Raw genomic sequence first — 21202 nt, forward strand, 5'->3', positions numbered from 1 at the left:
GCGCATGTGATGCAGCCTCGCACACCGCGAGCCCGCCTTCCTGATCGGCCGATCAGGTTGGATCAGCAACCGGTCAACGAGCCCCGGGCACGCTGGCGGAGAGTCCTCGCCACCGCTGAAAGGCCCTGTCACCGATGTCCCTTGACGAACACGCCCCCGCCACGGCCAGGACAGCTTCCCCGCCCGAACCCGCCCGTGGACAAGCATGCAGCCCGGCCAAAACCGCTGTCGTCATCGCGCCCTTGTCGCTGACCATCGCTCTAGGGCTCTGGGGTGTCCGCAGGGACAACAGTATGTGGGGGGACGAGGCCGTCACCTACCAGCTCGCGCACCGCGATCTTTCGCAGATATGGCTCACCGCCCAGAATGTTGACCTGGTCCATGCCCTTTACTACGCCGTGATGCATGAGATCTTCGGCCTCTTCGGCGGGGGGCTGCTGACGTTGCGGCTGCCGTCCGTGCTGGCCATGTCCGTGGCGGCGAGCGGAGTCGGGCTTCTGGGGCTGCGCCTGGCGGGACCCCGTGCCGGGCTGCTGGCCGGGCTGGTGTTTCCGCTCCTTCCCCAGATCCAGCGGTACGCGCAGGAAGGCCGCTCGTACGCCATGGTGTGTGCCCTGGTCACCTGGGCCACCTATGCGCTCGTGGTCAGCGTCCAGCATCGCGCCCGGTGGCGGTGGGCGGTCTATGGCTCCACCATGCTGCTGGCCTGTCTGCTCCATGAGTTCGCGGTCCTCGCCCTGGTCGCACACGGCGTCACACTGGTCGCCTCCCGTGTTCCGCGACCGGTGCTGAGGGCGTGGAGTGTGACTGCCGCGGGCGTTGCGGCCGGGCTGTTGCCGCTCGCCATCTCCAGTGCGGGGCAGTCGGGGCAGGTGTCCTGGATCGGCTGGCCCGGACTGGTGGGGCTTCTTGGTTTCCTGGCCGTGGCGGTCGTGGGCGTGGCGTGTGCCCGGGCGCCCCTGGGGGTGAGGGGGCCCGTGCGGCTTCCCGCGCTGGCTCTGCCGATACTTGTGCTGCCGGGCCTTCTGCTGCTGATCGTCTCACCGGTCAAGCCCCTTTTCGTCGACCGGTATGTGCTCTACAGCAGTATCGGAATTGCGTTGCTGCTGGGCGCCTGGATGGATTACTTCCACCGGCTGCAGCGGTCTTCTCGCAAGGCGTGGATCGCGGCGGTTGCCGTACTGGCCGCGCTCGTCCCTCCGAGCCTTTCGCTGAGGACGCCCCAGAGCCGCAGCACTGACGTCATCGCGATCGGTGCCACCGTACGCGAGGAAGGCCGTCCCGGTGACGGGCTGCTCTATCTCTCCGGACGCCACCGGGTCTGGACCGAGGCCAACCCCGAGGACACCCGGTTCCTGACGGATCTGGCCCTGGCACAGGACCCCGTTTCATCGAACACACTTGCAGGTGTCGAGCTTCCGGCCCAGGACATTGCGGCACGCATGCTGGAATTCGACCGGATCGTCGCGGTCCGCGACCCGGCCGGTGCGCACTCGCCGACCAACCCGCAGGAGGACGCCAAAACAAGCACCCTGCGGCGCCACTTCCGTGAGTACGGAACGACTCATGTCAACGGGGCGCGAGTCACCGTCTATGTCCGCGACCACGACCCGTCTCCGAAGGCCGGTCCTGGATCCGGCAGCCCGGGAGAGAACGATGGGGTGATGCGGTGACCGCAGGTGGTGCCGACCCGGCCGCCACCACCGCCGTCACGCTGTCTCGCCCCGGAGCCATCGACCTTGACCTGCTGGTCGCTGCCGGCAATCCGGGGCAGCGCCTACCTGGGTGCCGAGCCGTCGACGCCAGGAGGAACCGCGGGCGTAACACCGGCGGGATTCGCCGGACGCGACGGGCTCGTGTTCACACAGCAGGGGCGTGTGCGACGCGGTTGCGTGCTGGTGTGTGAAGACAGGAGATCGGGCGGTGGCCGCAGGTCGCAGCGTAGATCCTGCCCGCCGACAGGAAGCGTTCGAGGTTCTGGACGGGCCGGATCGCGGGACGGTTCGGCCAGGTGGAACCACGGCTCCGGGCACGGGCGTTCGTGTTCGGACTGGTGTCGGACCTGCCGCGCAAGAACTGCCGGACGCTCGCCGAGCAGACCGGGGACGCTACCCCGTACGGTCTGCAGCACCTGCTGTCGAGGGCCGGGTGGGACGCCGACGCGGTACGCGACGACATCCGTGGCTTCGTCGTCGAGCACCTGCACCACGAGGACGCGGTCAGGGGCGCACGTGAGGCGTACGAGCAGCCTTGGTTCGTGCGGTCTGCCCATCGAGCAGCGGCATGCCGGCTCGTCGTCCGGCGGCGGACGCTGTTGGGCGAAAAGCCCGACACCACCCAGTCGAGTTCAGTAGCATCACTGTTATGGACACGGCAATGCGTTCGCTTGTCAGGGACATCGTGGCCGACCAAGCCCCGCATGAGTTGATAATCCTGGACGCTCTGGAGCCGCTGGATGATGCTCAGACCACAGCGGCACTAGCGGGACGCGGAAGGGGCGAGGAGGGCCTCGGCTTCGGGCTCACCGAAGTCACCCCTCTGGTCACTCCCATCGTATGGCTCGTCATCAATGAATTCGTCTCTCGTGGGGTCGGGACCACCGTGGACGGCATCGTTGCGCGCGCACGCCGGTTGTTCCGGCGGCGGTCCCGGGGGCAGGAGTCTCTCGCGGAACCGACGCTGACCGGTGACGAGTTGGATGCTGTGCACCGGCGTATACGCGAGCAGGCGGCCGAAGCCGGCATCGGTACCGACGAGTCGCGGCGTCTGGCGGACGCCGTCGTCGCTCGGCTGGCACGCGGCCGACCGTCCGAGCAGGACCCGGACCCGGAGTCTCAGTCGCAGTCGCAGCAAAGTGACGGGCAAGCAGCGAACTGACACAGTGGAGAGGGGCCGCAGCGTTGATCTCCGTCGAGTCACGGGACCTCACAGGGCGCGCCTCGACCCGAAGATTTCTCCTGCTGGTCATGGTGCTGCTGGCGAGCAGCACCGTGCTCCTGGGCGCATCGGTGCTGACCCTCCTCTCCCTCACGTCGCTCCCGCACTGTGCGGCGGAGGCGGGAGTGGACGTGCACACACCGGCATGGCGCGCTCTGCTCGCGGTCCAGTTCCACGAGGGCCTGGCCGGGTGCCGGTCGGGCGCGGCCCGGACCGCGGTGTACGCGTCGTTCTGGTACACCTGCCTCGTGTCCGCGGCCGCACTGACCCTGTACTGGCGGCTGCCGCACTGGAAACTGCGCCGTGGGCGGCTCCCTCTCCTGCTCGCCGCCGGCGCGTCGAGGACGGCGGCCGTCACAGGCCCGCCCGGCGCGCCGCGCGGCCGAGAACCTCTGGCGAGCCACCTCGCCGGGCTGGTGCGGCAAGCCGGTGTGCCTTCCACCAGTGCCCCGACGTTCGTGGTCAATCCCCGGGCGATGTCGGCCGGAGCGGTCGCCTTCGGCCGAGCGGGACGCTACACGGTCTGCCTGCACGCGGGTCTGCTGGTGCGCAGGTCGACCGACCCGGGCCAGTTCGACGCCGTCGTACTCCACGAGCTGGCGCATGTGCGCAACCGCGACGTCGACCTCGCGTATCTCACGGTGGCCCTGTGGCGGGTCTTCCTGGCGCTGGTGCTCGGTCCGTATCTCCTGCTGAACGGGTGGCTGTTGTTCCAGGAGAGCCTGCTGGGAACGGAACGTGTGTACTGGGATGGCGGTGCACCGGGCCCTGCGTCGTTCGCTCTGGCCGCCGGGCTGGTGGTGCAGACGTACCTGGCTCGCGCGGACATTCTGCGGCACCGTGAACTGGTCGCCGACCACGACGCGGTGATGTGCGGGGCCGACCCGTCGGTGTGGGGCGCGCAGCGGCCGAGCCGCGCGTCCGGTGCCACGATGGCACGACTCACCCGCATCTGGCGCTCACACCCGAACTGGGCCGAGCGTCACCACACGCTGACCTGCCCTCCGGTGGCGGACAAGGGAGGCACCAAATTACAGCTCCTTCTCTTTATTGCCGCGTACCTGACACTTCTGATCACGGTGATCTTGTGGCTGGAGAACGGTACGCTCCCACAGGGCGTGGTCAGATCGCTGGCATATCTGGCGACCCCGCTCGTCATCGCCACCTTGATCGCCATACGCCCGCGCCGCAAACCCGAGCCCCTGGAGCTCTCGCCGGCCGTGTCGGCTGGAGACGACCCGCGCCGTGGGCCGGCCGGTGTCCATCGCGCGCCGAGAACGAGGCGTGCCCTGACTGTGGGCTTCCTGATGATGATCGCGTTCTTCATCACCGATCCGCTCGCCGGTATCGGCGAAGGTCCGACGGGTGAAATGGGGCCCCACCCACTTGGCCGGTGGCCGATAAGGCAGCCGCCGGAACCGCCCCGGTACGACGCCCGCACCCGGGCGCGAGTCGTGGCCTGGTACGACGGAGGCGGTACCGGTCTTCTGAAGCGCTTGGAGGCCGACCTCAGCGCGGCCGGGCGCGGCATGGACGACTCAGGGCAGGCACACCGTGATTGTGCCGCGCTGGAACGGACGATGAGCGAGACGCTGGCGTTCCCCGTCTTCCCCACGCACGAGGGCGCTGAGAGCTGGCGGCTGCTGCTCACGTGGACCACCAAGGGGTACGCAATCCAGTGCCGCTCAGGAAGCCAAGACCCGGGCAGTAAACTGGAGGCCATCTCGTGGTACGGCTCCGCCCAGATCCCCCTCGCACACCTCAACGATCTCCGGCCGACGCCGCCACTACCGGCGCCGCACGCACCCCGATCGGGTGAGTCACGAACCACGGCCAGCCTCACGGAGCGTCAGCCCATTGGACTCCCAGAAGACCCTGTGACCAGGACAAATGGAGAAGCGCGACTGGAGTGCTAACCGGTCACGAAGGTGGTCACGCTTCGAGCGGGAAGCCGGCCTGTGAAGGAACCGTTGGACATGCTGATCCTGCCCTGGGGGGCGAGGTTGCTGCTTGCGTCCGTCAGCCAGGACGACACGCCGGATGAGCTGTTGTTGCGCAGGGCGAACGACTGACTCAGCGGTGATGCGCCCTTGTTGATGGCGACGATGACGATCTGGGAGCCGCCACCCTTGTACGCCGAGGTGTAGACGTTCGACTGCGGATTCGAGGTTGCCTCGATCCGTACATGTCCTGGGCGGACGAACTTCGAGAAGTGGGCCATGTTGGCGCCACGTTTGCTGATGCGACCGTCCTCCCGCATGGGCCCGTAGCCTCGGCGGATGTACCACCACACGTATGCCTGGAACTCGGCTTCCACCAGGGCGCGGTGCATGTGTTCTCCCACATCGAGCGCCTGGGGCCAGAGGTCGGCCGAGTCGCTGCTGTTGGGATGGTAGACCTCGGTCATCCAGAGCTCCTTGCCTCCGCCCTGTTGCTTGAAGAGGGGGTAGGGGAAGTTCTGGTACTGCGTGCCGTAGAGGTGGGCCCCGAGAATGTCCAGGTTGGCGAGTGCTTGGGAGTTGTTGAGGATCGGGTCCGAGAAGCTCTTCACGTACTGGAAGGACTCCGGGGCGATGACTTTGGTGCTGATCGAGCCGGCGTTCTCGCGCAGGAAGCGGATCATCTCGGCAGGGGTCCACCACGTCCAGTCGTGCGCGTAGTCGGGCTCGTTCTGCAGCGAGATGGCATAAAGATTCACCCCGTTGTTCCTCATGAACCCGACGAAGTCGTTCAGGTGCTGCGCGTAGGCGCCGTACATGTCGTACCGGAGTCGCCTCGCGTCGGTCTGACTGCCGCGGACGAAGATCTCGACCATCTGGGTGGGCGGATTCCACGGCGACGCGATGACGGTCGCGCCGAGCTCGGCAGCCCGCCTCGCCGTCGCCACCTCGCGGCTCCAGTTCGCGCGGTCCTCGTGGACGGGAATCCTCAGCACGGAGAACCCCAACTGCCCCTCGCCGTTGCCGAATGCCGTGTCCCTCTGGGCCGGCGTCAGGTCGCTGATCCAGACCGTGTGGTTCATTCCGCCGAAGCCGCGAATCGTCTGCCGCACGGCCGACGGGTCGACGACCACGTCGGCGGCCGCCGCGGAAGGTACCCCGGAGGCCGTCGCGGCCGACGTCGCGGTCACAAGAACCGGCAGGGCTCCCATCGTGGCCAGAACAGACCTCCGACTTGGAGATCCCGGCCCGCCGGGCGTGGATTCATCTCGGCGTAACGTCATTCCTCCTCCTTCTGAACGTCGTCGTCGATCTGCGCGCCCCGGCAACTACGTGAGGAGAGGGAAATGCGAATGGGAGCGCTCCCATGGTAGGGCGCATGCGGGAAGATCCCTCTTCATTGCGGACTCCAGAGCGAATGATTCCGGGGAGTTCTGCTGATGGTGATGGCGGTGAGAGGAACGTAGAAGTAGCCCTTCGCGCCGTCAAGCCCTTGCGTGGCCCTTGTCGCCTGACGGGGCGCGCTCGGCCTGATACGGCCATGTGCGGACCACGGACGCCTTTCGGGCGGGGAGGTCGTCGCGGATCACGCGGACCGCCGGACCGGGCTCGGCTCGGCGGGCGGTCTCCTTGAGGAAGCCCGCCGACGCTATGTCGTCGGACGGGACCAGCCCCGGCTCGCGGGCCCGCGCCGGCCGCGCAGGGTCGGCGCGAGGGCGGCGTCGCGGAAGCGGCGCACGGTCTTGCGGTCGAGGTTCAGACGGCGGACGATGGCGCTGATCGTCCAGCCCCTGTCCGCCAGGCGGTGGATGTCCTCGTAGCGGTGACGGTTCCGCTCGATGATCTGCGTGCGGGGCATCTCCGGTACCGGCAGTTGCATCGGGACCGGTTCCGGCACTGTCGCCTCCGGCTCCGGCTCGGCGTGTTTGCGCGGGCAGTCGCGGTGCCGGTGACAGGCCCTCTCCACTGCGGCGGACAGGCCCGGTCGCGGCAGATGATCTCCGCACCGGGATGTTCCCCGAGCCAGGCCGCGAACGTCTCCGAGCCGATGGTGCCGTCAGGAGGCTCCGGAGCCGGGTCCGGCCCGCGGCCAGCCGTAACCTCCGGCACAGCCGCACAGCCGCACAGCCGCACCGCGACCGACCGCAGCCACTCCGTCAACCCGACGCTCGACCGGCGGTACCGCTCGCTCAGACCGACGACCTGCTCGACGGACGTCCGGCGGGAACAGAGCTCCTCCGGTCGCAGAAGAACCGCCGTACCCGAAGCCGCACCATGATCTGACGGCTGCCCAACGGCCTCTCGTCCAAAATTCGTTGATACGTACGGTGCGCGCGTCTCGCCTGCTTCCGGCAGCCCGGGCACCGGCCCCGCCGACCGGTGGACACCGCCCCCACCACCAGGACGGCGGAGGAGTTGCTGACGCGCTCCACTCGCACATCGATCCCGGGAGACAGCACAGCCTCAACCGTCTTGCTCGCCACGGCAGGAAACACGCTGCTGAAACGATCCTTCGTTCCCTTCCCTGACCTGGGGATTCACGGAATTGCGGACAGAGCCGCGTGGAATATGGCCGCCTCTTCGGGTGTGTCTGTGCGTACCCGGTCTCCCCCCCCCTGGCCGACCCCCTGCCCGCGGCGCCCCCGGCCCGGGGCGCGGCCGGGGCCCACGCCGCAATGAAGGCGCTGTCGCTCACCGTCCATGAACACCGCGGCGGCCACCGACTCACCACACCCGCGTACTCACGTCCAGCACGCCCTGGCGCCATCGCGGTCAACCTGGTCGAGGCGCAGCATTCGCACGGCCCCGACAGCATCAGGCTCGTAGCTTGTTCCTTATCTACCAGGATCTGTCAGGATCAACCAGGATGTATCAGGTATGCCGATGACTCGGCCTGGGCCGAAGGTCGGGGTGTTCGGCGGTGTTTGGAAGCACGAGCATGGAGACGTGACGCCTCCTCCCTTTGACGTTGATGTCTTCCTCAGCCAGCCGCTCACCGCGCGCATCGCTACCGAGGGACCGAGCGTGTGGCCTGTGTGGTTTCTGTGGGAGGAGAGCGCCTTCTGGGTTCTGACCGGGCCGTGGACCAAGCTGTTTCACCGGGTGAGCGCGGATCCGCAGACCGCTCTTGTGGTGGACGTATGTGACATCGCTACGGGGCTTGTCCGACAGGTCATTGCCCGTGGCTGCGCCGAACTCGTTCCTTTCGACGTCCCGCGTGGGCGCCGCAAGTTGGTCCGTTATCTGGGCACGAATGAGTCCCGCTGGGATTCACGCTTCGTCCGCTACCTGCATGATGATCCCGATCAGCGCGGCACGGTGTGGCTGCGGCTGATCCCCTCGTCCCTGACGGCCCACGATCTGAGCTATGCGGCCACTCGCTGAGCCGATCAGCGCCCACGGCCACCCGGGTGGCCGTGGGCGAGGACCACCAGCCCGACGTAGACCGGAAAGACTGCGCAACGGTCCCCGAGCCGCAGCAGCGCGGTGTCGCAGTGGCTCATCACGTCGTTGACGCCGAGCCCGGCAACGCGGCTCACGGGCTGCGCGTAACGCCCTGACGAGCCCCGGCGGACGCGGGAACCCTGCGGTGCGGACACGCGGCCCGGTGCCCGCGCCGCGGCTCTCTAGACGTCGAGCCAGACCGCGTGATCCGTCGCCAGCGTTCCGTTCTCGACAGAGGCGCTGGAGAGGAGGACGGATGTGTGGTCGGGGAGCGGGTAGGGGGTGGCGGAGAGGTTGACCACGCAGAGGAAGCCGGGGTCGCGGTGGAAGGCGAGGACGCCGGGTGGCGTGTCCAGCCAGGTGAGGGTGCCGTCGCCGAGGGCGGGGTGTGCGCGGCGCAGGTGCAGGGCGGCGCGGTAGAGCTCCAGCACGGAGGTCGGGTCGCCGGTCTGTGCCTCGACGGTGAGCCCGTTCCAGTCGGCGGGCTGGGGCAGCCAGGGTGTGACGGTGGCGTTGTCGGGGCTGAAACCGAACGGCGGGTGCTGTCCGGACCAGGGGATGGGCACCCGGCAGCCGTCGCGGCCGGTGTCGGTGTGTCCGGAGCGTTCCCAGATGGGGTCCTGCAGGGCGTCGTCGGGCAGGTCCTCGACTTCGGGGAGGCCGAGTTCCTCGCCCTGGTAGATGTAGGCGCCGCCGGGGAGGGCGAGGGTGAGGAGGGCGGCGGCGCGGGCGCGGCGTGTGCCCAGGGGCAGGTCCAGGGGGCCGCCGGGTTCGTAGCGCTCGCCGGCGGCCCAGCGCTTGGCGGCTTTGCGGCCGTAGCGGCTGGGGTGGCGTTTGACGTCGTGGTTGGAGAGGACCCAGGTGGCGGGTGCGCCGACGGCGCCGAGCATGGTGAGGGAGTCGTCGATGACCGTGCGCAGGTCCTGGGGGTTCCAGTCGGCCATGAGGAAGTCGAAGTTGAACGCGGTGTGCAGGGCGTCTTCTCGGACGTAGGCGGCGAGGCGTTCGGGGGTGTCCGCCCAGGCTTCGGCGACGAAGCACCGGTCACCCTCGAACTCGTCGGCGACCTTGCGCCAGGCACGGAAGATGTCGTGCACCCCGTCGCGGTCCCAGTGCGGGTGGTCGAGGTGCTGCCGGGGCTCTTGGGCCGCCGTGTCCGGTCGGGGTGGCAGGTCGGGCAGGTCGGGGTCCTTGACGAGGCCGTGGGCGACGTCGATGCGGAAGCCGTCCACGCCCCGGCCGAACCAGTACCGCAGGACGGCTTCGAACTCGGCGTGGACGTCGGGGTGGTTCCAGTTGAGGTCGGGCTGCTCAGGGGCGAACAGGTGCAGGTACCAGTCTCCGTCGGGCAGCCGGGTCCAGGCCGGGCCGCCGAATTCGGAGATCCAGTTGTTGGGCGGCCGGGTGTTGTCGGGGCCGCGGCCGGGCCGGAAGATGTACCGCTCGCGCTCCGGGCTGCCGGGGCCCGAGGCCAGGGCCGCCTGGAACCAGGCGTGCCGGTCGGAGGTGTGGTTCGGGACGATGTCGGGGATGACGCGGATCCCGTGCCGGTGCGCCTCTGCGATGAGCTGCTCGGCATCGGCCACGGTGCCGAACAGCTCATCGATGGCGCGGTAGTCGGCCACGTCGTAACCGTGGTCGGCCATCGGCGACTTGTACCAGGGGTTGATCCAGATGGCGTCCACGCCGAGCGACTGGAGATACGGCAGACGCGAGCGGATGCCGGCGATGTCGCCGACGCCGTCGCCGTCGTGGTCGGCGAAACTGCGGATGTAGACCTGGTAGATGACGGCGCTGCGCCACCAGGGTGAGGTACCGGGAACGGACATGCGGCTGATTGCTCCTTGGGCGCAGGGGTGTGGGGCGGCTGCTTCACCGTGCTGGCGGCCGGTCCGGCGACGGTCCGGCCGTCGGCACGGCGTCGGCAGAGCGGCGTTGTGATCGCCGAGGCCATGATGAAAGTGATGGCCGCGGTGGTGACGATGCCCGGCGCGGGGCGGGACGATTACGTTGCGGAACGACTCCCGGGCGGTCCGGGTGGTCCGGGCGGCTGCGACGGCTGGTCGCCGGGCCCGCGGAGCCGGCGCGCCTCAGGGCACCACGAGGATGTCATCGCGGTCACTTCGGCGCGCGGTCGCGCAGTCGGCAGCCGGCCAGTGTGTTGGTGCCGGACTCGGCCAGTGGTGTCAGGCCGTAGAAGATGCGTGGTGCGCCGTCGAGTGTGAGGGTCACCCGGCCCTGGGCCGGTGACAGCTGCCGGCTGCGCCCGATGGCGTCCAGCCGGCGTACGGTGCTGCCGGCGGTGACGGTGAGGTGGGTCTTGGTCGGCCAGGGGTCGACCCAGACCTCAGGGGCGGGGAAGTGCCCGTCGGTGCGCCCGCCGGAGGTGTTCAGCAGGTACCCGTCGGCCCGGTTCCACAGCACGACCGCCGGGCCGTCGGGTGTGTCGAACCACAGGCCGAAGGTCTGCGGGTCGGGGAAGGCCAGCCGGCCCCGGAAGGTGGCCCGATCGAGTACGCGGGCCGCGGTCGCGTACGCCAGGAGCGACGGCTTCGGGCTGAGATCGCGGTTCATCAGCCCGTAGTGGTATTCGACGTTGTCCGGATCGGCGATCTGCGGCATGCCCAGCACGCCGTCGTGGAACTGGTACCAGCACACGCAGGTGACGCCTTCGGCTTTCGCCAGTGCCAGGGTGAGCAGGACGTTCTCGGCGGCGTGCCGATAGGTGTCGTGCCACCAGCTGTTCGGTTTCGTCGGCGCGTATGCCTCGGTCAGCCAGATCTCCTTCTCGCCGTGCTGCGCCATCAGCGTCTTCAGTTGCTTCAGGCCGCCGTAGAAGTTCCAGTACGTGCCTTCGGCGCCGGTGCCCCAGTCGTCGCCCGGCGGTATGTAGTCCGGGGTGAAGTTGCCGCGGCCGGGGTGATAGGCGAACGCGTCGATCAGGTCCCAGCCGCCGGCGGCGATGAAGTTCTCCACCCAGGGCTTGTCCATCCCGGCGAGCCCGTTGTTCATCAGCTTGACGGCGGCGCCGGTCGCGGCCCGCCGGTCGAAGACCGGGCGCAGTGCCTTGTCCAGGTATGCCTGGGCGGCTGCTCCGGTGTTGAACGGCCGGTTCAGTTCGTTGCCGACCTCGAAGTAGCCTGCTCCGGCCCCTTGCGCCACGGCCAGCTTGTCGGCCGCCCAGGCTGCGGCCTCGGTGTCGCTCGCTTCGAGCGACGGTTGCAGTTCGATGTTGTGGCGCATGCCCCGCGCGTCGAACGCCGAGGGCGGCAGGCCCGGGCCGCCGTCGTAGGCGATACGGACGAGCGAGATGCCGGCCCGCTGCCAGAGATCGAGCAGCGCGTCGGCGCTCGGCCGTTGCAGCCACGGGTAGTTGGCGATCCCGAACATGCTGTCCGTACCGGCCTGGTAAGTGTACGGCGGCAGGGTCGCGAGGTTGGTCCGGGCGAACGCCTCGTCGTCCGCGGACCGTACGACGGCCTCGGCGAGCACGATGCCGGCGGCCGGCGCGGGCACGGTGAAGGTGTGCTGCCAGGTGCCCGCCGCGGGAATGCTGCCGGTCACGGTGGTGGCGGCCAGCTGCGCGCCGTCGAAGTCGCGTACCGACAGCTCCAGTTCGGCTGTTCGTGCGGCGCCGCCGTTCGCGATCAGGGCGGTGAGCCGCATCGGCTCGCCGGGGACCTGGTAGAGGTTGAAGTCGCGGTCGGTGGTCAGTTCGAGGCCGATGTCGCGGCCGCGGCCGATGGTGGCTGTGGCCGACGGCCTGGTCCCGGTGAAGAAGAAGTCGGCCCCGCTGGTCCACCCGCCGGCCGGGTCGGCCGTCCCCGGCGCGTGGATCCAGGTCGCGTTCGTCCAGGCCTGGCGTGAGCGGTCCAGCAGGAACAGTCCGTGCAGGCTGCCCCAGGCCGAGGTGTGCGCGACGCCGGTGGTTTCCTCGTAGGGGATGCCGCCACCGGCGTCGCGGACCCATTCGGTGATCGCGATGTAGTCGTCGGGCGCGGTCGGCGCCTGGATCGCCCGGCTGAACAGGAAGCCGTCCGGCACCAGGGTGTCCGCGCCGGTGATCCGCCACTCCAGCCGCGCGTGCCCGGTGGTGACGCTGAACCAGCCGGTGACGGTGGCCGGCCCGGCGGCCGCGTCGAAGGTGTAATCCATCCGGATCGCTGGTGTCCCGTCCTGCAGGGTGGCCAGTGCGGGGGTGCCGCCGGTCGACAGGTGGATGCCGGTGAGCCGGTCCTTGATCTGGAACTTCGACCCGGCGCAGCGGGTGACACCGGCCGCGTCGCGGATGGCGAGCCGGCCGCCGGTGCTCGCCAGCAGGCTGATCCCGCCGGCGGTCAGGGTGACATCTCCGTCCGCGGCGCGCGCCGTCACGGGGGTGGGATCGGCGATCAGTACGACGCCGGCTGCGAGCGCTGCGCCGAGAAGACCTCGACGGCTGAGGCGGGGGCCTTCGGCATGCGGGGTTGTCATCGTCTGCTCCTGTCTGGCCACGCACGGTCGTGATAATGCCTATCTTCACTGTCGTGACACGGACGGTCTCAATCGGAAAGCCCATTGGTCAAGGGGTATTGCGCTCTTGTTTCCGGCGGTTTAACGTCTCCAGCGGCCGCTGAAGTTACGCATTATCAACAACGGAGGATCGATGCCAACGAAGCCGCGCCGGGTCACCCAGCGCGAGATCGCCGAGATCGCGGGGGTCAGTCAGACCACCGTCTCGGTGGTGCTGAACGACCGTGACGGCACGAACGTGCGCATCCCGGAAGAGACCCGGGCGCGGGTCAAGCGGGCGCTTGAACAGGCGACCTACGTCGCCGACCCGGCGGCCCGCCGACTGGCCGGCCTGGACAACCAGATCATCGGCGTCTTCACCTACGAGGAAGCCCTGTCCCCGGAGAGCCTCGACTTCTACGGCCCGCTGCTGAACGGGATCGAACGTGCGGCCGAGGCAATCGGCTGGGACCTGCTGTTCTTCACGTCCTCGCCGGTCGAGAACGGCACCCGCAGCCTGTTCCACCGCAAGACCCGGCTGCGGCTCACCGACGGCTGCGTCCTGCTCGGCCAGCAGATGGCCGGCTCCGAGCTGGAACGGCTGGTCGCCGAGCAGTTCCCGTTCGTCGCGGTCGGCCGCAGGGACGAGACGGCCGCGGCCGTGCCGTATGTCGGCGTCGACTACGTCACCCCGGCGGACGCCGTGATCGACCTGGCCGCGGACAGCGGACACCGCCAGGCCCTGTACGTGCACCGCGGCCGCGACACCGCCACCGCCCGGGACCGGCGCGGCGCGGTCGAGGCCGCCTCCGCGGCGGGCCGCATGGCGTTCATTCTGGTCGGTGAGGAGCGCGTCGCCGAGCTGCCCCGGCTGGCCCGGGCCACGGAGGCCACGCTGATCATCGCCGAGGACGCCTTCCTCACCGAGGATGTCGTCCTCGCGCTCGCCGGCGCCGGGGTGGACGTGCCGGGCGAGATCTCGGTCGCCGCGCTCGGCGAGGTCCGCGGCCATCGCACCGACGGACGGGCGCTGACGGGCTTCCGCGTACCGCGCAAACAGGTCGCCGCCGAAGCACTTCAGCTGCTGCGGCAGCTGATCAACACCGACCCGCGGGAGTGGGCCGGTCTGGACACCCAGCGGCTCCTGGTGGCCGAGGTCGAAGCAGGCGACACCATCGTTTCCCGGTCGGCGGGGCTCGCGTGAACACCGTCGCCACAGAGGTGGCGATCATAGGTGGCGGTCTGGGATCGGTGGCGGCCGCGCTCGCGCTGCTGCAGCGCGGTCACCGGGTGGTGATGACCGAGGAGTACCCGTGGCTGGGCGGCCAGCTGACGTCCCAGGCGGTGCCGCCGGACGAGCACATCTGGGTGGAGCAGTTCGGCGTGACCGCCCGCTACCGGACACTGCGGGAGAACATCCGCCGCTACTACCGGGACCACTACCCGCTGTCGGCGGCGGCCCGCGCGGACCGTGAACTCAACCCGGGGCGCGGCCGGGTGAGCCGGCTGTGCCACGAGCCGCGGGTGGCGCTCGCGGTGATCGACGCCCTCCTCGCACCGTACCGGTCGAGCGGCCGGCTGACCGTCCTGCAGCCCGCGGTCCCGGTCGCGGCCGAGACCGTGGACGGAGTGGTCCGCACGGTCACGGTCGTGGATCCGCGGACCGGGGCGCAGAGCGTGATCACGGCGGAGTTCGTGCTGGACGGCACCGAGACCGGTGACCTGCTGCCGCTGACCGGCACCGAGTACGTCGTCGGCGCCGAGGCGCGGTCCGACACCGGCGAGCCGAGCGCTCCCGACGTCGCCGACCCGGCCAACGTGCAGTCGATCGCATGGTGCTTCGTCTTCGACCACGCCGCCGGGGACCACACCATCGCCCGGCCCGACGACTACGACGACTGGCGCTCGCTCGAACTGCCCTACTGGGGCGCGCCGATGCTGTCGTTCACCGCGCCCAATCCGCGCACCCTGGTCCCGGAACAGCGCACCATGATCGTCAATCCGGAGCAGGACGTCTCCGGCGATCCGCGGTTCGACGCCGGGGACCAGGACCTGTGGCAGTTCCGGCGGATCGCCGCCAGGGGGACCTTCACCGACGGCCTGTACGACAGCGACATCGTGCTGGCCAACTGGCCGCAGCTGGACTACGTCGGCGGCTCGATCATCGACACCGACGAACGACCGCGGCATCTGGCCGCGGCGAAGGCGCAGTCCCGGGCCTACGTCCACTGGCTGCAGACCGAGGCGCCCCGGCCCGACGGCGGTCGCGGGTGGCCGGGACTGCGGCTGCGCGGGGATGTGGTGGGAACCACCGACGGCTTCGCGCAGGCTCCGTACATCCGGGAGTCCCGCCGGATCAGGGCGCTGACCACCGTGCGCGAGCAGGACATCTCGATCACATCCCGCGGGTCCGGCGGACCGGCCAGGTTCGACGCGTCCGTCGGGGTGGGGATGTACCGGATCGACCTGCACCCCTCGACCGGCGGCGACAACTACATCGACGTCGAGTCGGCGCCGTTCGAGATCCCGCTGGGCGCCCTGGTCCCGGTCCGGACCCAGAACCTGATCCCCGCCGCCAAGAACATAGGCACCACCCACATCACCAACGGCGCCTACCGGCTCCACCCGGTCGAATGGAACATCGGCGAGTCCGCGGGCGAACTCACCGCGTTCTGCCTCGACCGCGGACTGAGCCCGCGGCAGGTCGCCGCCGATCCCGTACTCGTCGATCAGCTCCAACGCCGCCTGGTCGAGGCCGGCGTCGAACTTCACTGGCCCGAGGTCGTCGGCTACTGAGCCGGACCGGCCACCCCGCACGTCGAAGGGAACCACCCATGATCAGAACCAGAAAGGTGCTCGGCACCGTCGCCCTGACGACGGTCCTCGCACTCGGCGCCGCCTGCGCCGGGCCGGCTGCCGACACCTCGGACAAGGCAGTCGAACTGCGGATGACGGTCTGGACCTCGGACAAAGCCCAACTGGGGCTGTTCGACAGCATCGCCGACGCCTATCGGGCCGACCATCCCGATGTCGCGAAGATCACCTTCGAGAGCCTCCCGTTCGCCGATTACAACACGACGCTCACCACACAGATCGCCGGCGGCAACGCCCCGGATCTCGCCTGGATGGGCGACCTGTCGCGGGACCTCATCGCCTCCGACGCGCTCGTCGGGCTGACCGACACGTTCAAGTCCACTCCCGGCTGGAAGTACGACGACCTGCTCGACAGCGCGACAGCGGAGTACAGCCACGACGGCACGCTGTACGCCTACCCGTTCTCCAACTCGCCCTACGCCCTCTACGTGAACACCGACCTGCTGGCCGAAGCCGGACAGAAGATCGATCCGGCCACACTGACCTGGGACCAGGTCGCGGCCGCCGGAGCGGCCGTCCATGCCAGGACCGGCAAGGCCGGCTTCGTCGTTCGCGACTTCGACTACACGGCGTGGAACACGCTGGCCACCGTGTGGACCGGCTGGGGCGCGTCGGCGTGGAGCGCGGACGGCAAGACCTGCACCTTCGACAGCCCCGAGATGCAGCAGGCGTTCACCTTCCTGCACGACGCGGTGTTCAAGACCCGGGCGATGCCCGGCCCGGGCACCACCGCCGACTTCTTCGCCGGCGACTCCGCCTTCACCGTCGCGCAGGTCTCCCGCGCCTCGCTGCTGACCGGCACGTTCGACTTCGGGCTCCACCCGCTGCCCGCGGGCCCCAAGGGCACGTACTCCGTCCTCGGTCAGGCCGGGATGGGCGTGCTCTCCTCCAGCAAGCACCCGGAGCAGGCGGAGGACTTCCTCGCGTACCTGACCAATCCGGTCAACGCCGCCAAACTGGCCCAGTACTTCCCGCCGCCCCGGAAGTCGCTGCTGACCGGGGCCAAGCTCGCCGCGAACAACAAGGTCCTGGGGCCGTCCCAGCTCCAGGACGCGGTGGTCGACCAGCTGCCGGACGCCGTCACGCTGCCCAACCACACCAGCCCGGCGGAGATCGCCCAGAAGGGCAAGACGGCGCTCGACGCGATGTGGCGCCCTGATGCCGACATCCCGGCCGTCCTGCGCTCGGTCTGCACCGCGATCAATCCGATTCTGGCCAAATGACCAGGACATGGGCCGCCGAGCGGGCCACTACGGAGGCCACCACCCAGGCCACCGGGCAGTCCACCGGGCAGGTTGCCGCGCGGGCCGCCGCCAGGACCGCACGCGCGTCCGGGCCAGGCTTCTGGACGACCCGCCGACGGGACGTACTGACCGGCTACCTGTTCATCCTGCCGCAGCTCGTCGGGGTGGCGGTGTTCGTCCTGCTGCCGGTCGGCATGGCGATCTGGTACAGCCTGAACAAGCGGAACGTCTTCACCGGCAAGCAGACCTTCGCCGGCGGCGACAACTACGCCGCCCTGGCCCACGACCCGCAACTGCCCAAGGTGCTGCTGGCAACAGCGCTCTTCTCCGGCGGGGTGGTGGTCGTCAACATCACGCTCGGGCTGCTGATCGCCGTCCTGCTCAACCGGAAGTTCCGCGGTGTCACGGTGTTCCGCACGCTGTTCTTCTCCCCGGTGGTGGTCTCCGTGGTCGCCTGGACCCTGGTCTGGGGCTTCCTCCTCCAGGACAACGGCGGCATCAACGGCCTCCTGGGCACCCTCGGGATCGACGGGCCGAACTGGCTGCAGGAGGGCGACACCGCGATGGTGTCGGTGATCCTCAGCCAGGTGGTGCGCAGCGTCGGGGTCAACATGGTGCTGTTCCTGGCAGCCTTGCAGGGCGTGCCGCGGGAGCTGTACGAGGCCGCCCGCATCGACGGTGCGAACAGCCGCACGGTCTTCGCCCGGATCACCTTGCCGATGATCTCACCGACGGTGCTGCTGACCGTCATCGTCACGGTGGCCGGGGCGTTGCAGTCCTTCGCCCAGATCGCCGTCCTGACCGGTGGCGGGCCGGGGCTGTCCACCACCGTCCTCGTGTACTACGTGTTCCAGCAGGCCTTCGAGTTCAACGACATCGGCTACGGATCGACGCTGGCCCTGATGCTGCTGTCCTTCGTCATGCTGCTCACCCTGCTGCAATGGCAGCTGCGCCGTAAGTGGGTGTTCTATGAGGACTGACAGAGTCCGTTCGGTACTGCTGGTGGTCGCTCTGAGCGTGCTGGCGATCCCGTTCGTGGTGCCGACGGTGTGGATGGTCGCCGCGTCGGTCAAACCGCTGGCGGAGATCTTCAAGGCCCCGCCGTCGCTGTGGACCGACTCACCGACACTGTCCGCGTACCACGAGGCATTCAGCTTCCAGCCCTTTGCCCGGCAGTATTTCAACAGTGTCTACATCGCCGTACTGGTCACACTGATCACCCTGCTGGTGTCCGCTCTGGCCGGGTACGCCTTCGCCCGGATCCGCTTTCCCGGCGCGAACGCGCTGTTCCTGGTGGTGCTGACGGGGATGCTGGTACCGAGCGAAGTGACGATCGTGCCGCTGTTCCAGCTGTTCAAATCAGCCGGCCTGATCAACACGCACTGGCCGCTGATCCTGGTGACCGCACTGGCCGGACCGTGTGTGCTGGCCACGTTCATCATGCGGCAGTTCTTCATCGCCCTCCCCGTCGAACTGGAGGAGGCCGGCCGCCTCGACGGCCTCGGCCGCCCGGCGATCTGGTGGCGGATCTGCCTGCCGCTGGCCAGACCCGCCCTGTCGGCGGTGGCGATCCTGACGTTCCTCGCCTCCTGGAACCTCTACCTGGAACCCACCGTGTACCTCACCTCACCAGACCTCTTCACCCTGCCGCAGGCCCTGACCCGCTTCACCGACGCCTACGGCGGCCCGATGTGGAACACCCAACTCGCCGCCGCCACCCTGACCGTCCTGCCGATGCTGGTCGTCTTCGTCCTGGCCCAGCGCCACTTCATCGAAGGCCTGTCCCACTCCGGCCTCAAATGAACGCCACTCCGCCGACCGCCTCGTGCCGGGAACTCCGCACCCTCGGCACGTCGGGTGCCCGCCCCGTGCCGCACCGCGACGTGTTCCGGACGGCCGAGGTGTCCGCACCGGATACAGCCCTGCGGGCGAACGGCCGGACACCCGCGCTGCGCCGGCCGGACACGGTCCACACCGCACCTGACGGCACCGCCGCCGGGAACGGGCCGGCGGACGAGACGACGGACGAGACGACGGACGGTACGGACACCGCCGCGGTACGGGCCCCGCCGACGACAGCCGAGGTAGAGGAGGCCGCCGTCCTGTCCGATCGTTCACGGTGCCGCGCTCCTTCGAGAGCGCGGCGGGCCGTCCGGCAACCATGGACGGCGGCTGATCCCCCTCCTGCTCATCCAACGCCTGCCTACCTATGAGGTGCACAGTCGCCATATGACGATCACCGCCGGCGCGCCACCCACCCACAACACACCCGCCGACCTCGCTCTGGGATTCCTGACGGGCGCCGTGATCGGGGCGTCGCTGACCGCCTTCATCGGCGGCTGTGTCGTCGACAGGGCGCCACTGGCCGTCACGGGGCTGGTCCTGCCCGCGGTCTACGGGCTTCTTTTCTTCCTCGCCACACTGCCACGCCGTGCCCGGGAGGCGGCCGTCGTGCCGCGCACGGCGCTCGCGGTGATCGAGAGTCTGGAGGCCGTCGCGGGCGAGACCAGCGATGTGCCGGTGCGGTTCGAGCTGTCCGTCGCGCCGGACGACGCACCCGCGTTCCGTGTCGAGATACGGCAGGACGTCAACCTCGTCGAGCTGCCCGACTACCGGCCGCGCGGGGTCGTGGTGGTGGAGTATCCGCCGGACCGGCCGTGGAAGACGCGGATCGTGAAGCGGCCGACGCCACAGTGGGAGGAGCGGGCGGCAGCGGCCCAGGTGGACTCGGTGCCCGGTGCGGCCATGAAGAGCGAGACCCCTGGGGGCTGTTTCAGCGGGCTCCTCGTTCTCCTCGGGCTGCTGCTCGGCGTGGCCGCCGTGCTCCTGCTGTTCCGTGCCGACCTGTTCGACTCCCACGAGGATGACAGCGGCGCCCCCAAGCCGTCCGTCTCCTCCTCGTCGTCCACGACCACCGTGACGTCGGCGACAGGCACGGTCACTCTCGGTCCTGGCCGATCGATGCTCGAAGAGGGCGAGCTGGACCGGGCCCTCGCCTCGCTCACCAGGGGTGGGGACACACGCCAGGCGCTCACTGTCGTCGTGCAGGAGCGCCTGCTGTCGGTCGTGTTCTCGCCGACCGGCACACAGACACCGGGGCTCGACCCCCGTACGCTGCCCTACGACCGTTTCCCCGCCCTGGTCGAGGAGGCCACGACCACTCTCGGCGTCCACTCCCCACGGACCTGGCAGATCACCGTCGACCGTCTCACCGGCGCCCTCGTCATCAGGGTCGTCGTGACCGGGCCCGAGGACACGGCGTCACTGGAGGCGAACGGACAGGGCAAGGTGGTGCGGCGCGCGCCCGCACGGTGAGGCGCCCTGGGACGGCACTGTTCCGGACGGCATGGGTGTGCTCGGTGGCCGTCCCCGAGATGACAGGAGGAAAGACGGATGGGCCGGCACGAATATCTGGTGCTGTGGTGTGGTGTGTTCGGCGCGGTCGCGCTGGTCGGGTACGGGAGGTCGCTGGCCGGGATGACCCGGGCGCAGCGGACGGTCCGGGCGAAGGGGCGGATCGAGCGGGTGGGGGAGCCCCGGCACGGAAGCTCCCCGAGCGACGGGATAGCCGTGGTCGTCTCCTTCCAAGACCCCGCGAGCGGGCAGGAGTTCACCGTCACCAACGACGGTGAGCGGGGCGAGAGGATCAGCGTGGCCTGGGCGGGAAGGGAGATCGGCGTCCACTACCCGCGCGGAAGACCTCACGCCTTCCGGTTCACCAGCGACCTCTCCGAAGGCGGGCGCGGACTCGGCCGGCCGACCTTCGCGCTCTTCCTCGTCTACGCCGGCCTGGTCGTCGTCGCCGCGATCGACCGGGGCTGGCCGTGGGCCCTGCTCGGCTTCTGCGGGCCGTGGGCCCTCTCGGGCGGGTACCACCTGCCCGGCAACGTACGCGACAGGAACCGCCGTCTCGACGCACTGGCCGCCATGGCCGCCGTACCCGGCCGTGTCGTCGCCGTGCTCAAGAGCGTCACCGTCGACGCCGATGACGGACACACCTCCACCCGCGTGGTGCCGGTCGTCACCTTCACCACCCTCGACGGTACGGCCGTCACGGCCTACTGCGAGTCAGGACTGCGGGACCCCGCCGGATCGCAGGGCCGGGACGTCACGATCCACTACGCCCCCGACGACCCGGCCGTCCTCACCCTGGACGTCGAGGCCGAACGCCGTTCCTGGAAGCGGGACATGGTCGTCAACGTCGTGGGTCTTCTGGTCGTGGCGGCGGCCGCGGTGGTGGGGGTGGTCGCGCTGTGACAGGGGAGCCGGGCT

Annotated in this window: 16 protein-coding genes; 11 read left to right on the forward strand and 5 right to left on the reverse strand. The window is 69.4% G+C overall.

The genetic code is table 11. The annotated features are described in order from the left end of the window. Positions 1-134 precede the first annotated feature (134 nt). The 3 genes from ACFXKG_RS32555 (at position 135) to ACFXKG_RS32565 (ending at position 4853) form a co-directional block, all read left to right on the forward strand. Positions 135-1673 (forward strand): hypothetical protein, encoded by a 1539-nt coding sequence (locus tag ACFXKG_RS32555; protein WP_384846678.1) that lies wholly within the window; start codon positions 135-137, stop codon positions 1671-1673. A gap of 691 nt (positions 1674-2364) precedes the next feature. Then, a complete protein-coding gene (locus ACFXKG_RS32560; RefSeq protein ID WP_384846680.1) occupies positions 2365-2877 on the forward strand; it encodes a hypothetical protein in 513 nt (170 codons plus the stop codon). A gap of 23 nt (positions 2878-2900) precedes the next feature. Next, complete coding sequence (locus tag ACFXKG_RS32565) at positions 2901-4853, forward strand: M56 family metallopeptidase (protein WP_384846682.1); 1953 nt, start codon at positions 2901-2903, stop codon at positions 4851-4853. Here ACFXKG_RS32565 and ACFXKG_RS32570 read toward each other — a convergent pair. Beyond that, complete coding sequence (locus tag ACFXKG_RS32570) at positions 4850-6010, reverse strand: glycoside hydrolase family 30 beta sandwich domain-containing protein (protein WP_384846684.1); 1161 nt, start codon at positions 6008-6010, stop codon at positions 4850-4852. The two genes, ACFXKG_RS32565 and ACFXKG_RS32570, sit on opposite strands and share 4 nt — an antisense overlap. A 515-nt stretch (positions 6011-6525) precedes the next feature. Next, entirely contained in the window at positions 6526-6735 is a 210-nt protein-coding gene (locus ACFXKG_RS32575; RefSeq protein WP_384846686.1) for a hypothetical protein, read from the reverse strand. Positions 6736-7823: 1088 nt separating this feature from the next. On the opposite strand from ACFXKG_RS32575, the gene ACFXKG_RS32580 reads away from it, so the two are divergent. Further along, complete coding sequence (locus ACFXKG_RS32580) at positions 7824-8261, forward strand: pyridoxamine 5'-phosphate oxidase family protein (protein ID WP_384846688.1); 438 nt, start codon at positions 7824-7826, stop codon at positions 8259-8261. A 5-nt stretch (positions 8262-8266) separates the two neighbouring features. Here the strand turns inward: ACFXKG_RS32580 and ACFXKG_RS32585 are convergent, their stop codons facing one another. From ACFXKG_RS32585 to ACFXKG_RS32595, 3 genes are all read right to left on the reverse strand, one after another. Beyond that, the gene (locus tag ACFXKG_RS32585) at positions 8267-8416 is read right to left on the reverse strand and encodes a hypothetical protein (protein ID WP_384846690.1); all 150 of its coding nucleotides are present in this window, start codon (positions 8414-8416) and stop codon (positions 8267-8269) included. An 87-nt stretch (positions 8417-8503) separates the two neighbouring features. Further along, complete coding sequence (locus tag ACFXKG_RS32590) at positions 8504-10150, reverse strand: glycoside hydrolase family 13 protein (protein WP_384846692.1); 1647 nt, start codon at positions 10148-10150, stop codon at positions 8504-8506. A 289-nt stretch (positions 10151-10439) separates the two neighbouring features. Next, entirely contained in the window at positions 10440-12794 is a 2355-nt protein-coding gene (locus tag ACFXKG_RS32595; protein WP_384846694.1) for a hypothetical protein, read from the reverse strand. A 172-nt stretch (positions 12795-12966) separates the two neighbouring features. Here ACFXKG_RS32595 and ACFXKG_RS32600 point away from each other — a divergent pair, with 172 nt between their 5' ends. From ACFXKG_RS32600 to ACFXKG_RS32630, 7 genes are all read left to right on the forward strand, one after another. Beyond that, positions 12967-14016, forward strand: coding sequence for a LacI family DNA-binding transcriptional regulator (locus ACFXKG_RS32600; protein WP_384846696.1), 1050 nt, complete (start codon positions 12967-12969; stop codon positions 14014-14016). Beyond that, a complete protein-coding gene (locus ACFXKG_RS32605; RefSeq protein WP_384846698.1) occupies positions 14013-15608 on the forward strand; it encodes an FAD-dependent oxidoreductase in 1596 nt (531 codons plus the stop codon). Before ACFXKG_RS32600 ends, ACFXKG_RS32605 begins: the two co-directional genes overlap by 4 nt. A 38-nt stretch (positions 15609-15646) precedes the next feature. Next, complete coding sequence (locus tag ACFXKG_RS32610; protein WP_384846700.1) at positions 15647-16909, forward strand: extracellular solute-binding protein; 1263 nt, start codon at positions 15647-15649, stop codon at positions 16907-16909. Beyond that, on the forward strand, positions 16906-17910 hold the full coding sequence (locus ACFXKG_RS32615; protein ID WP_384846702.1) for a carbohydrate ABC transporter permease: 1005 nt from the start codon (positions 16906-16908) through the stop codon (positions 17908-17910). Before ACFXKG_RS32610 ends, ACFXKG_RS32615 begins: the two co-directional genes overlap by 4 nt. After that, entirely contained in the window at positions 17900-18733 is an 834-nt protein-coding gene (locus ACFXKG_RS32620; protein WP_384846704.1) for a carbohydrate ABC transporter permease, read from the forward strand. The genes ACFXKG_RS32615 and ACFXKG_RS32620 overlap by 11 nt, the downstream gene beginning before the upstream one ends. Before the next feature lie 426 nt (positions 18734-19159). Continuing rightward, entirely contained in the window at positions 19160-20245 is a 1086-nt protein-coding gene (locus tag ACFXKG_RS32625) for a hypothetical protein (RefSeq protein ID WP_384846706.1), read from the forward strand. A 78-nt stretch (positions 20246-20323) separates the two neighbouring features. Further along, positions 20324-21187, forward strand: coding sequence for a DUF3592 domain-containing protein (locus tag ACFXKG_RS32630; protein WP_384846708.1), 864 nt, complete (start codon positions 20324-20326; stop codon positions 21185-21187). Positions 21188-21202: the final 15 nt, after the last annotated feature.

Source organism: Streptomyces sp. NPDC059255, from assembly GCF_042752355.1.
Taxonomy (GTDB): domain Bacteria; phylum Actinomycetota; class Actinomycetes; order Streptomycetales; family Streptomycetaceae; genus Streptomyces.